This window comes from Brenneria corticis (assembly GCF_003115855.1).
Classification (GTDB): Bacteria; Pseudomonadota; Gammaproteobacteria; order Enterobacterales; family Enterobacteriaceae; genus Brenneria; species Brenneria corticis.
In genome coordinates this window covers 124763-139124 of sequence record NZ_KZ819084.1, presented here as the reverse complement: position 1 = coordinate 139124, position 14362 = coordinate 124763, and the positions used below count along the sequence as shown (strand labels likewise).

The following is a 14362-nucleotide window of genomic DNA, read 5'->3' as shown; positions in this document are numbered from 1 at the left end:
GGCCTCACGTCAGAGGGAAAGTTATCCCCACAGGGAATGAATACGATTAATCGGACCGCGCAGACGCGGCACGACGGCGGACAGCAGCGGCGCGGCGAGCAGCGGCCTGAGCGTGGAAATCGCCATCGGCAACTCCTTTGCCGCCACGCCGCACCCGGCCTCCCCCAGCACTTCGCCCAGCGCGGTGGCCAGCGGCACGCCGCGCCCGGAATAGCCGACCAGCGCATAGAGCCCCGGCGCCGGGTTATAGAGATGCGGCTGCCGGTCCAGATTGATCGCCAGTTTGCCCGACCAGAACGCGCTCCATCGCAGTTCCTGTTGCAGCGCCGGAAAGATCTCGCAGAAACGGCGGCGCATAAAATTGGCGCTCCATTCTATATTGCGCCCGCGGATGGTTTCGATAAGCCCGCCGACAATCAATCGATTCTGGCTGTCGAAACGCAGATAGCGCACGTCCGGCCGCGTATCGCCGACGCTTTGGTTGCCGGGAAGGAGGTATTGGCGCAACGCCGGATCGAGCGGTTCGCTCGCCAGCGCATAGGCCGACATGGTGAAATAGGAACGCCCGAGCGGCGGGAAAAGGCGCGCCGTATAGGCATTGGTGGCGATGCCGATCCGCTTCGCCCGGACGCTTCCTCCCGGACAGGTCACGCGCCAGACGCCGGCTTCCCGCGCGATGGCAAGCGCCGGGGAACGGGTGTAAATTTCCGCGCCCTCCCGCATTGCCGCGCGTGCCAGTCCGCGCGTCAGGGCCAGAGGATTGAGATGGCCGCCATCCGGGTGAATCCAGCCGCCGTAATAGGCGTCCGACCCGGTCATCGCCGTGACCTGTTGGCGATCGAGAAGCTGCGGTTTGACGCCCAGCTCAGCATAGAAATCGTGCTGACGCTTCAAGCGCTCCATCGCCGCTGGGCGGTGAGCTAACTGGAGCGCGCCGGTCGGCGCCGCCTCGCAATCGATGCCGTACCGCTCTATCAGCGAAAAAACCGTCTTGCCCGAATTCACCAGCAGGCTGGCATAGCGCGTGCCGCGTTCCCGGCCCAGTTTCTCGATAAATCCCTGCGGATCGGTGAAGCCGAACACCGGCACACAATGGCCGTGATTCCGGCCGGAACCGCCGAATCCCGCCTCCTCCGCCTCAAGCACCAGGGTCTTCGTGCCCTGCCCGGCCGCATGGATAGCCGCCGTCAGGCCGGTATAGCCCGCGCCGATAACGACGAAATCCGCCTCGTGCTCGCCGGCTAAAGGCGCCGTTTCCGGCGCGGCGGGCGAGGTTTGCTCATAAAGATTACGCTGAATCAGCATCTGTCTGAACGTCCTTAGGGTTATATTCGACCCGGTGGATTTGCCTGCTGCCCTTGCCGCGCAGCGTCTCGATTGAGGCAAGGCGGTCGCGCACCCGATCGGGCTGGCGTTTGCTCAGGGCGGCGATAATCGCCTCGCATTGGGCGAAAGCCACCACGCGGGAATCGAAGGCCGAAAGGCTTTCAACCGGAGAAACCAGAACCTGGTCGGCGAAATTGCCGATCGGCGAAAGCCAGCGATCGGTGAAAAGAACGATACGCGCCCGAGCCTCTTTGGCGAGACGGGCGAATTCCACGATATCGGCCTGATAGCGCCGGTAATCAAACACCACCAGAGTCACCTGGCTAGTGAAATCCGTCACCCGGTCAAACAGCCGCGTTGACTCATTTTCGATAAAGAAAACGCCGGGCCGCACCTGACCGAGCAGCAGAGACAGGCGCAGGGCAAGCGTAGAGCTGGAACGCCCCCCGATGCAGTAAACTGTCGCACGCTCGTCACCGAGCAGATCGAGCACCGCTTCGAACTCATCCTCGCGAAAATCGTCCGCCGCCTGTTGCAGCGCCACCGCAAGATTGCGCATAAAATCGGCATATCCCCCCGCCCCCGGCGCGGCAATGCTTTGCGTATCGAACATGGATAACGGCGAATTGAGCTTCTCACTCACCTCGTCGATCAGCGCGTCCTGAAAGGCGGTATAGCCGTTGAAGCCGAGCTTGGCCACGAAGCGGAGAATGGTCGGCACACTAACGCCGGCGCGCTGCGCGAACCCGGCGACGCTCGAAAGCCCCGCCGAGGGATAATTCGCCAGCAGCGTACGCACCACCCTGGTCTCGGCCGATGTCAGCTTCCGCCCGCTTTCAGTGAGTTTATTCTTGATTGCCATGCCGTCCTCCTCCGCCACTACTTGTACAATATTGTAAATATTATAACAAAGAACCAATTTTGATATCTAATGCTACATAAGTTCATTGACGCACGGGCGAGTTATCCCAAATTATTAAGCCTCGATTTCCAGCAGGTCGGCCCGCTCATCGCGGGGCGATTCACGCTTATCGGCAGAACAATAAAAGGGGGATGTTTGACGTGCGCAACAAGCTTTTACTCAATATCACCGCCGTTCTCCTGTGTGCCGCCACATTCCACGTCGGCGCGGAGAGGCTGCGGTTCGCTTCGCAGGGCGACATCACATCAATGGATCCTTATGCCATTGACGAAACATTCACCACCGGGTTTCTCGGCAATGTCTATGAAGGACTGATACGGCGGGCGCCGGACCTCTCTATCGAGCCGGCGCTGGCCGAGAGCTGGGAAATGGTCGAGCCGCTACGCTGGCGTTTCCACCTGCGCCATGGCGTGAAGTTTCATGACGGCAGCCCCTTTACCGCCGATGATGTGCTCTATTCCGCCGAACGCATCCGTTCCGGCGCTTCGGATTTCAAGAACAGGCTGGCGCCCGACACCAAGGTTATCAAAGTCGACGATTACACGGTCGACTTTGTCACCACAACGCCGAATCCGACCCTCCATTATCAGTGGGGCAACTGGTACATGATGTCCAAAAGCTGGGCCGCGAAGCACAACATCGGCGCACCTGACAAAACGGGCGGCGGCGAGGAAAACTATGCGACCCGGCATGAAAACGGCACCGGCCCCTTCCAGCTCGACTCGCGCGAACCGGGTATCCGCGCCACGCTTAAGGCCAATCCCGACTGGTGGGGCAATGCGTCGCGTCCCGGCAATGTCACCGAGGTCGTCTTCACCCCGATCCCGAACGCCTCGACGCGCGTTGCGGCCCTGCTGTCCGGCCAGTTGGACGTCATTTTCCCGGTTCCCGTTCAGGATATCGAGCGCGTCGAACGGACCGCCGGCACGCATATGCTTGTCGGTCCCGAGCTGCGCACCATTTACCTGTTTCTGGATCAATTCCGCGACGAACTGCTCTATTCCAACGTCAAAGGCAAAAATCCGCTCAAGGACCACCGCGTGCGCGAAGCGCTGTACCGCGCCATCGACATCGAAACGATCAACAAGAAAGTGATGCGCGGCATGTCCACCCCTTCGGCGCTGATGATCGCCCCCGGCATCAACGGCTTCAGCCCGGATTTCAAGCGTCTCGGCTACGACGCGGCGCAGGCCAGGGAGCTGCTTGCGCAGGCGGGCTATCCGAACGGTTTCGAACTGGGGCTTGATTGCCCGAACGACCGCTACGTCAATGACGAAGCCATCTGCGTCGCCGTCGCCAATATGTGGTCCAAAGTCGGCGTGAAGGTCAAGCTCAACGCCCAGACCAAAACCAAATTCTTCGAGAAAGTCTTCGCGCCGAAGCTCGACTTCAGCGTCGGCCTTATCGGCTCGACGCCGCCGAGCTTCGACAGCTGGGCGCCTATCAACTCGCTGCATATGTGCCCGCGCGTCTCGCCGGACGCGCGAGCCTGGGGAGAGGAGCAACGCGAGAAGGTCAGCAACGGTAAGTCCAACTATGGCGGCTACTGCAATCCCGAAGTCGATAAGCTCGCCAACCAGATATTGTCCGAAACGGATCAGGCCAAACGGAATACGCTAATCGAGGCGACATGGCGGATTACCACCGACGACATCGCCTATATTCCGCTCCACCAGCAATGGATCGCCTGGGGCGTTCGCGACGGCATCGAGCTGAAGCAGCGCCCGGACGACATCTTCGACTGGCGCTACGTGCGGGTTAACCGGTAATTGTCATCCGCCGCAAGACCGGCGGCACGGCCCGCCGGTCTTGCGGCGCAAATGAGGGCGATCCATGTTCAGTTTTCTGCTGCGCCGCCTGGTTCAGGCCGGCATCGTCATGCTGGCCGTCGCGATGATCGCCTTTGTGATGTTCCGCTACATCGGCGATCCGGTGGCGCAGATGGTGGGCCAGGATACCTCGCTTGCCGAACGCGCGCAGCTTCGCGCCCAGCTCGGCCTTAACGATCCGCTTCCCGTACAGTTCGCCGGTTTCGTCGCGCGAATGCTGCACGGCGATTTCGGTCTCTCCTGGCAGATGGGGCAGCCTGTCGCTTCATTGCTCGCCGACCGGCTACCGGCGACGCTGGAATTAAGCTTCTTGGCGTTGCTGCTGGCCGTGCAGATCGGCGTGCCGATGGGCGTCTATGCCGGACTACACCCGAGAAGCCGGCTGACCCAGCTATTGATGATCGTTTCGTTGGCCGGGATCTCCCTGCCGACCTTCTTCATCGGCATTATCCTGATCCTCATCTTCGGCGTTGAACTCGGCTGGCTGCCGACCTTCGGACGGGGGGAAGTGGTTAGCCTCAACGGCTGGTCTACCGGCCTCCTCACCTGGTCGGGCTGGCAGTCCATCCTGATGCCCGCCTTCACGCTCGGTCTGTTCCAGCTCACCTTCATCATGCGGCTTATTCGCGCCGAAATGCTCGAAGTGATGCGCGCCGACTATATCAGGTTCGCCCGCGCCCGCGGCCTCAGCAATCGCTCGATCCATTTCGTCCATGCGCTGAAGAATACGCTGGTGCCGGTGATGACCATCGCCGGCCTGCAGTTGGGCTCCATTATCGCCTTCGGCATCATTACGGAAAGCGTGTTCCAATGGCCCGGCATCGGCATTCTGTTCCTGCAGGCCATCTCGACGGCGGATATTCCCCTGATGTCCGCCTACCTGATGCTGGTCGCGGCGATCTTCGTCATTATCAACTTTATCGTCGACCTGCTTTACTACCTGGTTGATCCGCGCCTGCGTAGCGACAATATCCTGCGGAGAAATTAACATGACGAACAAACGACGGGCTAATACGTTCGGGAGCGGCCTGCTGTATCAGTTCACCTCATCGCCCCTTATCGTTTGCGCGGCGCTCACCGCCGCCCTGCTGATGGTATGCTCGCTTCTGGCGCCGTTTATCGCCCCCCACGATCCGTTCAACCCGCAAACCATCGATCTGATGGACTCGCTCCTGCCGCCAGTCTGGCATCAGGACGGAGAGTGGCGTTTCCCGCTCGGCACCGACGATCAGGGCAGAGATCTGCTGTCGGCCATCCTCTACGGCACGCGCACCTCGGTCGCCGTCGGTTTCATCGCGGTTGCCATCGCCGCCATTCTCGGCGTCACGCTCGGCCTGATCGCCGGCTATGCCGGCGGTTTCACGGATGCGGTCATCATGCGCGTCGTCGACGTTCAGATGACCTTTCCCGCCATTCTGGTCGCCCTGCTGGCGGACGGCATCACCCGCGGTCTGTTGCCGCGTGAAGAGCACGACAGCCTCGCGCTCTTCGTTATTATCCTGTCCCTTGCCCTATCCATCTGGCCGCAGGTGGCGCGCACCGTTCGCGCCTCGACCATGGTCGAGAAGAATCGGGAATACGTACAGGCGGTGCGCATCATCGGCCGTCCTGCCGGGGCGATTCTGTTCAAACACATCATGCCGAATGTGCTCGGACCGGTTCTGGTTATCGCCACGATTAACCTGGGGAGCGCCATTCTCGGCGAGGCGACGCTCAGCTTCCTCGGCGTCGGCATGCCCGCCACCGAGCCCTCCCTTGGCACGCTGATCCGCATCGGTAACAGTTTCCTTTTCTCCGGCGAGCGTTGGATCGTGATGTTCCCCGGTCTGGTGCTGGCGCTGCTGGTGATGTCCGTCAACCTTCTCGGCGACCGGCTGCGCGATGCGCTGGATCCGAAACTGAGATAAACGCAGGAGCACGCTTTTCCATGCAAACTACGGATAGAAAAACGCCGCTGCTCGTCATCAGGGGGCTGAAGGTCGAGTATCCCGGGCGGCAAAATACGTTCACCGCGGTGGAGGACATCGATCTGGATATCCATCACGGCGAAATCCTCGGCCTGGTCGGGGAGTCGGGCGCGGGCAAGTCCACTATCGGCAGCGCCATTATGGGCTTGCTTGATGCCCCTGGTCGGATCGCGTCCGGAACGATCGAACTCGAAGGCCGGCGCATCGACAATCTCGACGCCGGCGCGATGCGCGCCGTGCGCGGCAGGCGCATCTCGATGATCTTTCAGGACCCGCTGACCAGTCTCAATCCGCTCTATACCATCGGACAGCAGCTGACGGAAACCATACGCGCCCACCGCCGGGTCGGACGCCGCCAGGCGCGGCGCGATGCGGCCGCGCTGCTGGAACAGGTGGGCATTAGCGATGCGCAGCGGCGGCTGAACCAATATCCGCACCAGTTTTCCGGCGGCATGCGCCAGCGCGTGGTGATTGCCCTGGTACTCTGCAGCAATCCCGACCTTATCATTGCCGACGAACCGACCAGCGCCCTTGATGTTTCCGTCCAGGCGCAGATCCTCGCGCTGATTAAAAAGCTGGCGGCCGAGCGCGGCGTCGGGGTGCTGCTTATCACCCACGACATGGGGGTGATTGCCGAAACCGCCGCCAGGGTCGCCGTCATGTATCGCGGCCATATTGTGGAATGCGGAGAAACCGCTCAGATTGTCCGCGCGCCGCTTCACCGCTATACCCGCAGCCTAATCGGCGCGGTGCCGAGCGCCGATGTGAAATTCACCCGCTTTCCGCGGGTCGATTTTATCGAAGGTTCGCAGCAACCCGCGCCGCGGTTCGACGCGCGCACCCACTGGCTCGGACAGCGCGCTACCGCGGCGCCGAGCGCGGCGGATGAGCGCGCCCGGCCGCTGGTGGAAATGAAAGGGATAGGGATGCGCTTTCTGACGCGGCGCTCTATCTTCCCCGGGCGGCGGCGTTATTTCGACGCCGTGCGCGACCTTAACCTTGAGGTGAAAGAGGGAGAAATACTGGGACTGGTCGGCGAATCCGGCAGCGGCAAATCGACGGTGGCGCGTATCCTGGCCGGCCTTTACCAGGCGTCGGACGGAACATTATCCTATGACGGCATCGCCCTGGACGGCGCCGAAGGCCGCGCCCGCCGCAGAAGTATGGATCAGCCAATCCAGATGATCTTTCAGGATCCCTACTCTTCGCTCAATCCGCGCATGCGCGTCGACGCCATTATCGCCGAGCCCATCGCCCATTACGGTCTGACGGCAACCCCGCGGGAACGCGCGGCGGTGGTCGCCGACCTGCTTGAGCTCGTCGGACTCGGGCAGGAGGCGGGGCATAAATTTCCCCATGAGTTTTCCGGCGGTCAGCGTCAGCGTATCTCAATAGCGCGAGCGCTGGCCACGCGGCCGCGCTTCCTTATTTGCGACGAACCGACCTCGGCGCTCGACGTATCCATCCAGGCACAGGTCCTCAACCTGCTCAAGGACTTGCAGGAATTACTCGGGCTGACCATGTTATTTATCAGCCACGACCTTCCGGTGGTGAGGCAGATGTGCGATCGCATCGCCGTTATGCACCATGGCAAGCTCTGCGAAGTCGCGGCGACGGATACGCTGTTTAGCCATCCGCAACATCCCTATACGCAGAAGCTGTTACGGCTGATACCCCGTCTGTAGGGCGGTTTTTAGTCGATGCCCCGGCAATCCCGCAACCATACTATCTAATGCCGTTTTACGTGTTTGGATGCGGTCGGGAAATTTTTTATATTACGCATCCGGCATGATTCGAGCAGAGTTCCCATTGCGCGCAAAATCCCTAACCCTTGAAGCCTCATCCCTGCCTGAAACCTGGAAGTCACGCATTCTCGGCGTCATCGGTCAGGCCAATATCAAGCTTATCCGCATGGATAAAGGCGGGATTCCCGCAGAACGCCACGATGATTTCGCAGAGGCGCTGATTCTGATTGAAGGCAACCTGCAACTTGATGTAGAAGGCCAGCTTATTGAGATGAAGTCAGGCGATTATTACCTTATTCCCCGCGGCAAAACGCACCGCGTTTTGCCCGGAAGCGACGGAACGCTGTTGCTGATTGACGCGCAGAGCGCGCTCTCCTGACAGCACGGCGCACAGACCGCCGGGCAAACAATTCACCGCGCGGCTGAGACCTCGCCGCCGGGCTGCGCCGCAAGCGCGTCGAACCGCTGGCGCGCCAGGCGAATGTCCTCATGGCGTTCGTCCGCCCAGGCGATCAATACATCCAGCGGGTCGAGCAACGAGCGTCCCAACTCGGATAAGCGATACTCGACGCTGGGCGGTTTGGTGGCGAAAACGTGGCGGGTAATCAATCCGTCCCTTTCCAGATCGCGCAATGTCTGGGTCAGCATTCGTTTGGAAATATCGGGCACCAGCCGCCGCAGATTGTTGAAACGCCGCGGCCCCGCGGCCAGCGCCACGATCAGCAGCGTGCTCCACTTGTCGCCGATGCGGTCCAGCACGTCGCGCACCGGGCACTCCACTTTATGCTCGCCCCATGACTCCAGCGCCTGAAAAGCCTCGGCTATCTTCGAGCGCTGCGCCGCACTAGGTTCCTTTTTTGTTACCTGGTCTGTCAAACCTGCCTCCTTTACAGTCTTATATAAGGTCTCTAAAGTAGACCTGGGACTAATAATACACCTTGAAAAGGAAAAGCCAATGCCCTCATTGACGTCACCTACCCTGCTGGTCACCGGAGCAAGCGGCCACCTGGGCCGCCGCGTGGTTGAATACCTGCTGGACGGCGGCGCGGCGAACGTCGTCGCCGCGACCCGCAACCCCGATGGCCTCGCCGACCTGGCGGCACGCGGCGCCGAGACGCGTAAGGCGGACTTCGACGATCCGGCCACGCTGCAATCGGCCTTCGCTGGCGTCGATCGTCTGCTTATCGTGTCGGCGCCGGATACGCCGGACGATCCGTCCCGCCGCCGGCGTCAGCATCTGGCCGCGGTGGATGCCGCGCTCAAAGCCGGGGTGCGGCACATCGTCTACACCTCGATGCTGAACCCCGAGCCCGGCTCGCCGATTCCTTTTGCGCCCGACCATTACGGCACCGAGCAGGCCATCGAGAAAAGCGGCATTCCGTTCACCATCCTGCGCCCCAGTTGGTATGCCGACAGCGTATTTCTGTGGCTGCCGCCGGTGCTGGCCGCCGGACAGTGGTACTCGGCCGCCGGCGACGGGCGAACCGCCCACGTCTGGCGCGACGATCTGGCGAAAACCGCCGCCGCGGCGCTGGTTTCCGCGACGGAGGAAAGCCGCCGCCTTGCGGTCACCGGGCCGCAGGCGCTGACGCCGGCGGAGATCGTCGACATCGTTAACCGCGTATTCGATACCCGCGTTGAGCTTATTCCCGTCAGCGACGCGGATTTGCGTAATGGACTGACGGCGGCCAAATTGCCCGCGGGAGTGGTCGAACTGCTGACGGCGATCGATATCAATACGCGCCAGGGCGGCGTCGATGTGGTGGGCGATGCCGTGGAGCGTCTGACCGGCGAGCCGCCGCGCAGTCTGCATGACTTCCTGGTCGATAACCGCGCGGCCCTGCTGGCGGCCAGAGACGCGCTTAATCCCTGAATTCGCCGGGGGCGGAAGGTTTGTCTGTCCGGCAACCGGCCGGCTTTAAGGCGATTTTCACCGACGCGGCGGCCGCAACAAGGGCCGCCGTTCCACCGATGTTTGCGTTCTTTCTTAACGTTTCAAGGGAGCTTTACATATGTCGCAATCCCATTTCACCACGCTGTTTTCACCCTATCGTCTCGGCGATCTGACCCTCAGAAACCGGTTGGTCATGGCGCCGATGACGCGCAGCCGCGCCGTACGGAATAATGTTCCCAACCCGCTGGCGGCGACCTACTACGCCCAGCGCGCCACCGCCGGGCTGATCGTCTCCGAGGCCACGCAAATCAGTCCGCAGGGCGTCGGCTATATCCGCACGCCGGGCATCCACTCCCCCGAACAGGTCGCCGGCTGGCGGCGCGTTACCGACGCGGTGCACGACGCGGGCGGCCTGATCTTCGCCCAGCTATGGCATGTGGGCCGCGTCTCCCACCCCGATTTTCACGGCGGCGAGCTTCCCGTCGCGCCGTCCGCGCTGCTGGCCGAGGGCGAAGTCTTCACGCCCAACGGCAAGACGCCGATGGTGGCGCCGCGAGCGCTGGAAACGGATGAGATCCCCGCCATTGTCGAGCAGTATCGCCAGGCGGCGCTCAACGCCAAAAACGCCGGTTTCGACGGCGTGGAGATCCATGGCGCGACCGGCTATCTGCTCGACCAGTTCCTGCGCGACGGTTCGAATATCCGCACCGACCGCTATGGCGGCAGCATCGAGAACCGCGCCCGCTTCCCGCTGGAAGTCACCGCCGCCGCCGTCGAGGTGTTCGGCGCGCAGCGCGTGGGCTACAAGATTACGCCGAACCTGCCGCTGCACTCCATGTCGGATAGCAATCCGGCGGCGACCTTCGGCTATCTCGCCGGCCGGTTGAGCGCCCTGGGCATCGCCTATCTGCACGTCAGCGAAGCGATCGCCGGCCCGGCGGCGGCACCGGCTTCCGCCGAACGGATCGCTCCGCACCTGCGTAAAGCCTTTGGCGGCACGCTGATCGTCAACGGCGGCTACGATGCCGCGTCCGGCGAGAACGCGCTGACTGCGGGAGAGGCTGAACTGGTGGCCTACGGCGTGCCTTTCCTGACCAACCCGGATCTGGCGGAAAGATTCCGCCGCAATGCCCCACTCAATGCGCCCGACTATGCGACGTTCTACGCCGCGGAAAAAGACGAAAGCGGCTATATTGACTATCCGACGCTGGCGAAAACGGAGGAATGACGATGGCCCAGACTATCAGCGTGGAAATCTGGTCGGATGTTATCTGTCCCTGGTGCTGGATCGGCAAACGCCGCTTCGAGCGCGCGCTGGCCGACTTTCCCCAGCGCGAGCGCGTAAAGGTGGTACAGCGCGCGTTTCGACTGATGCCCGGCCTCGCGCCGCAACGCGCGCAGAACGTGCTTGTCCAGCGGCTTGGCTCCGCCGAGCGGGTTGCCGCCACGCTGGCGCACGTGGAGAATGAAGCGGCCGGCGAAAATCTGGAGTACCACCTCGCCGCGTCGTTTGTCGGCGATACGCTCGACGTTCATCGCCTGGTAAAATTCGCCGCCGAAAAAGGTTTGCAGGAGCAGGCCGTCGAGCGGTTCTATCGGGCCGGTTTCACCGAGAACGCCGCGCTGTTCGAGCGCCAGACCCAGCTGCGGCTGATGGCCGATATCGGCCTCGATCGGGACGCCTGCGCGGCGGTGCTTGACGCAGACGCCTATGCGGCCGCCGTTGATGAAGACCAGCGCGCCGTGCAGGCCCAAGGCGGCAGCGGCGTGCCGTTCTTCCTGATCGACGGCCGGCAGGCGATCTCCGGCGCGCAGCCGGCCCCGACATTTCTTGCCGCGCTGGAGCAGGCATGGCGGGCTCAACCTTCCCATCGCGAGCAGGGAACGACGGGCGCGGTCTGCGGTCCCGACGGCTGCCGTTGAAAAGCGGAAACTAGCCGCCGGCCGGGGCGCCGGCGCGCAGTCCGTCCATCACCAGGTCCATCAGCCGGGTGAGGCGGCGTTGCCAGTCCTCGCCGGCATCGATCTGCCAGATACCGGCGATGGCCAGAAAGAAGTCGTCCACGGTGACGCCCGGGCGGATGGTGCCGGCCTCCTGGTTGGCGTCGAGCAGACGCTGGGCCGCCGCGGCCACCGGCGCATAACCCGCTTTTCCCGGGCAGTCGCGGGCGTGCGCCACCTGACGGATGGCGTCGGCCAGACCGGCCTTGGTCATGGCATAGCGGGCCAGACGATCCATCCATGCCCGCAGGGCCTCGTCCGGCGGACTGGTCTCAAGCAGGCGATCGGCGAAGTCGGCGACCTGTTCCATTTCATAACGGTAGACCTCCATCACCAGCGCTTCCCGGTTGGGGAAATTACGGTAGAACGTCCCTTGCCCGACCCCCGCCTTTCGGGCGATGGCGCTTAACGACACGTCCGCCGAACGCGTCAATTCGCCAACCGCCACCTCCAGAATGCGTTGGCGATTCTGAAGCGCGTCTGAACGTAACGGTGTCTCCATCTGCTGGGCCACTGGTTTTCCTCTCCGCAAGGGATATCTTGTCAAGCGGACAGCTGTCCGCTATGCTGACTCGTGGTAATCGGACAAGTGTCCGTTTAGGTTATTGTAGCCAATTATAGGAAATATTTAATGAAAACTACAGGCAATACGATTCTGATCACCGGCGGCACCTCAGGCATCGGGCTTGGGCTGGCGTTGCGCTTTCACCAGGCCGGCAACAAAGTAATCGTCGCCGGGCGGCGTAAGGCGCTGCTCGATCAGATCGTCGCCGCCCATCCGGGCATTGACGCGCTCGAACTTGATGTGACCGACCCGGCATCAATTACCCGCGCCAGCGAAACGGCGGCGGCCCGCTATCCTGAGCTGAACGTGTTAGTCAATAATGCCGGCATCATGTTGGGGGAAGACCTGCGCAATCCCGGCGATCTGCAAATCGCCGAAGAGACCGTCGCCATCAACCTGCTCGGCACCATCCGCATGGTGTATGCCTTTTTGCCGCAGTTAGTGAGTAAAGACGACGCCGCGATCCTCAACGTCACCTCCGCGCTGGCGTTCGTCCCGCTACCGGCCGTCCCCACCTACAACGCCACCAAGGCGGCGGTTCACTCATTCAGCGAGAGCCTGCGCGTTCAGCTTGCCGACACCGCGGTCAGCGTAATAGAAATAGCGCCGCCGGGCGTGCGGACCACGCTGTTCGGTCAGCAGAACAGCGAACGCTCCATGCCGCTGGACGATTTCCTCACCGAAACCCTGGATCTGCTGTATCGCGACCCCGAGCCGCGGGAAGTCATTGTGGAGTCAGCCAGATTCCTGCGTGACGCCGAAGCCAACGGCAGCTACGATGAGGTTCTGAACCTGCTCTCCGCGGTAAAAGCGCCGAGCAATAGCTGATAGCGTGCGGAAGATGCCCGCTTTCCCCAGAACGGCGCTAACATGAAGAAACCTTTTCACCTGATGGCCAAACCGACCAGCTTTCAGTGCAATCTGTCCTGCGAATACTGTTTTTATCTGCCCAAAGGGAAAGATGTTCTGCAAAGCCCGTCCCCCAAACGGCATATGGATGACGCGGTGTTGCGTCAATATATCAAACAATATATTGAGAACTGGCCGACCGAAGAGATCATGTTCGCCTGGCAGGGCGGCGAGCCCACCCTGGCGGGGCTGGACTTTTACCGCCGGGTGCTGGCTTTGCAGAGCCAGTACGGCAAGGGCAGACGCATCCATAACAGTCTGCAAACCAACGGCGTGCTGCTTAATGACGCATGGGCGGCTTTTCTCGCCGAAAATCATTTTCTGGTGGGGATATCCGTGGATGGTCCCCGGTCATTGCACGACCGCTTCCGCAAGAGCAACAGCGGCCAGTCCGTTTTCCGGCAAGTGATTGACGGTATCGAGCGTTTAAGGAAACATGAGGTCGAGTTCAATTTGCTCGCCGTGGTAAACAGCGAGACCGCCAAATATCCCCGCGAGGTATACCACTTTCTGACCCGCGAACTGGCATGCCCGCACGTGCAGTTTATTCCCATCGTCGAACCCGCGGCTGCGGCCGGCGCCGGGCAGCAATTCGGCGAACTGATATGCCGGCAAAACGGCCTGGGTGAAACCGTCATGCCCTGGTCGGTGAACGGGGACGCCTACGGCAAGTTTATGATTAGCGTGTTTGACCAATGGGTACGTCAGGATGTCGGCCGGGTATTCGTACAGCTGTTCGATAACACATTAGCGGCATGGGCCGGTGAAACACCCAGCCTCTGCGTAATGCAACCCACCTGCGGCAGAGCATTAATCATTGAACAAAACGGCGATATTTATAGCTGCGATCATTTCGTCACCCCGGAACATCGTCTGGGCAATATTATGACCACGCCGTTATCGACGCTGGCCTACGGTAAACAGCAAAAAAAGTTCAGCCGCCGGAAAACGCCGTCATCGCCGGCGTGCCAACGCTGCGACTATCGTTTCGTATGCCAGGGAGGATGTCCGAAGCACCGAATTATTCCTCTCGGCAACCAGCGGCAAAATTATCTGTGCAGCGGTTACAAGGCCTTTTTTCAACATGTCGCGCCCTATATGACCTACATGGCCGAACAAATCGCGCAGCGCCGTTCCCCGGCAAACGTGATGAACGTCGCGGCATTTATCGCGGCGAACCAGGTGGCCAGTCAGGCAAGGTGAT

The 14362-nt window shown here is 61.6% G+C and carries 14 protein-coding genes; 10 read left to right on the top strand and 4 right to left on the bottom strand.

Annotation, left to right across the window (positions count from 1 at the left end):
- Window positions 1–21: 21 nt before the first annotated feature.
- Window positions 22–1305: an NAD(P)/FAD-dependent oxidoreductase gene (locus tag DDT56_RS15830; protein ID WP_136167398.1), complete on the bottom strand. Its 1284-nt coding sequence runs from the start codon at window positions 1303–1305 to the stop codon at window positions 22–24.
- Complete coding sequence (locus tag DDT56_RS15825) at window positions 1289–2188, bottom strand: MurR/RpiR family transcriptional regulator (RefSeq protein ID WP_136167397.1); 900 nt, start codon at window positions 2186–2188, stop codon at window positions 1289–1291. Before DDT56_RS15825 ends, DDT56_RS15830 begins: the two co-directional genes overlap by 17 nt.
- Before the next feature lie 200 nt (window positions 2189–2388).
- Between DDT56_RS15825 and DDT56_RS15820 the strand changes: the two genes are divergently transcribed.
- The 5 genes from DDT56_RS15820 (at window position 2389) to DDT56_RS15800 (ending at window position 8168) form a co-directional block, all read left to right on the top strand.
- Window positions 2389–4017 carry an ABC transporter substrate-binding protein gene (locus DDT56_RS15820; protein ID WP_210417039.1) on the top strand — a complete coding sequence of 543 codons (1629 nt, stop codon included), beginning with the start codon at window positions 2389–2391 and terminating at the stop codon, window positions 4015–4017.
- Between the two features lie 64 nt (window positions 4018–4081).
- On the top strand, window positions 4082–5065 hold the full coding sequence (locus tag DDT56_RS15815) for an ABC transporter permease (RefSeq protein WP_136167395.1): 984 nt from the start codon (window positions 4082–4084) through the stop codon (window positions 5063–5065).
- Between the two features lies 1 nt (window position 5066).
- A complete protein-coding gene (locus DDT56_RS15810; protein ID WP_136167394.1) occupies window positions 5067–5984 on the top strand; it encodes an ABC transporter permease in 918 nt (305 codons plus the stop codon).
- Between the two features lie 20 nt (window positions 5985–6004).
- Entirely contained in the window at window positions 6005–7729 is a 1725-nt protein-coding gene (locus tag DDT56_RS15805; RefSeq protein ID WP_136167393.1) for a dipeptide ABC transporter ATP-binding protein, read from the top strand.
- 124 nt (window positions 7730–7853) lie between these two features.
- Window positions 7854–8168 (top strand): cupin domain-containing protein, encoded by a 315-nt coding sequence (locus DDT56_RS15800; RefSeq protein ID WP_246856798.1) that lies wholly within the window; start codon window positions 7854–7856, stop codon window positions 8166–8168.
- A gap of 32 nt (window positions 8169–8200) precedes the next feature.
- On the opposite strand, the gene DDT56_RS15795 is transcribed toward DDT56_RS15800, so the two are convergent.
- The gene (locus tag DDT56_RS15795) at window positions 8201–8665 is read right to left on the bottom strand and encodes a winged helix-turn-helix transcriptional regulator (protein ID WP_136167391.1); all 465 of its coding nucleotides are present in this window, start codon (window positions 8663–8665) and stop codon (window positions 8201–8203) included.
- Between the two features lie 79 nt (window positions 8666–8744).
- Here DDT56_RS15795 and DDT56_RS15790 point away from each other — a divergent pair, with 79 nt between their 5' ends.
- The 3 genes from DDT56_RS15790 (at window position 8745) to DDT56_RS15780 (ending at window position 11606) form a co-directional block, all read left to right on the top strand.
- Entirely contained in the window at window positions 8745–9662 is a 918-nt protein-coding gene (locus DDT56_RS15790) for an SDR family oxidoreductase (RefSeq protein ID WP_136167390.1), read from the top strand.
- A 139-nt stretch (window positions 9663–9801) separates the two neighbouring features.
- Entirely contained in the window at window positions 9802–10911 is a 1110-nt protein-coding gene (locus tag DDT56_RS15785) for an alkene reductase (protein WP_136167389.1), read from the top strand.
- A 2-nt stretch (window positions 10912–10913) separates the two neighbouring features.
- Window positions 10914–11606, top strand: a complete 693-nt coding sequence (locus tag DDT56_RS15780; protein ID WP_168197639.1) for a DsbA family oxidoreductase — start codon at window positions 10914–10916, stop codon at window positions 11604–11606.
- A 10-nt stretch (window positions 11607–11616) separates the two neighbouring features.
- On the opposite strand, the gene DDT56_RS15775 is transcribed toward DDT56_RS15780, so the two are convergent.
- Window positions 11617–12198, bottom strand: a complete 582-nt coding sequence (locus DDT56_RS15775) for a TetR/AcrR family transcriptional regulator (protein ID WP_305764590.1) — start codon at window positions 12196–12198, stop codon at window positions 11617–11619.
- A gap of 117 nt (window positions 12199–12315) precedes the next feature.
- Here DDT56_RS15775 and DDT56_RS15770 point away from each other — a divergent pair, with 117 nt between their 5' ends.
- Both DDT56_RS15770 and DDT56_RS15765 read left to right on the top strand, forming a co-directional pair.
- Window positions 12316–13077, top strand: a complete 762-nt coding sequence (locus DDT56_RS15770; RefSeq protein ID WP_136167387.1) for an SDR family oxidoreductase — start codon at window positions 12316–12318, stop codon at window positions 13075–13077.
- A gap of 42 nt (window positions 13078–13119) precedes the next feature.
- Window positions 13120–14361 (top strand): anaerobic sulfatase maturase, encoded by a 1242-nt coding sequence (locus tag DDT56_RS15765; protein ID WP_136167386.1) that lies wholly within the window; start codon window positions 13120–13122, stop codon window positions 14359–14361.
- Window position 14362: the final 1 nt, after the last annotated feature.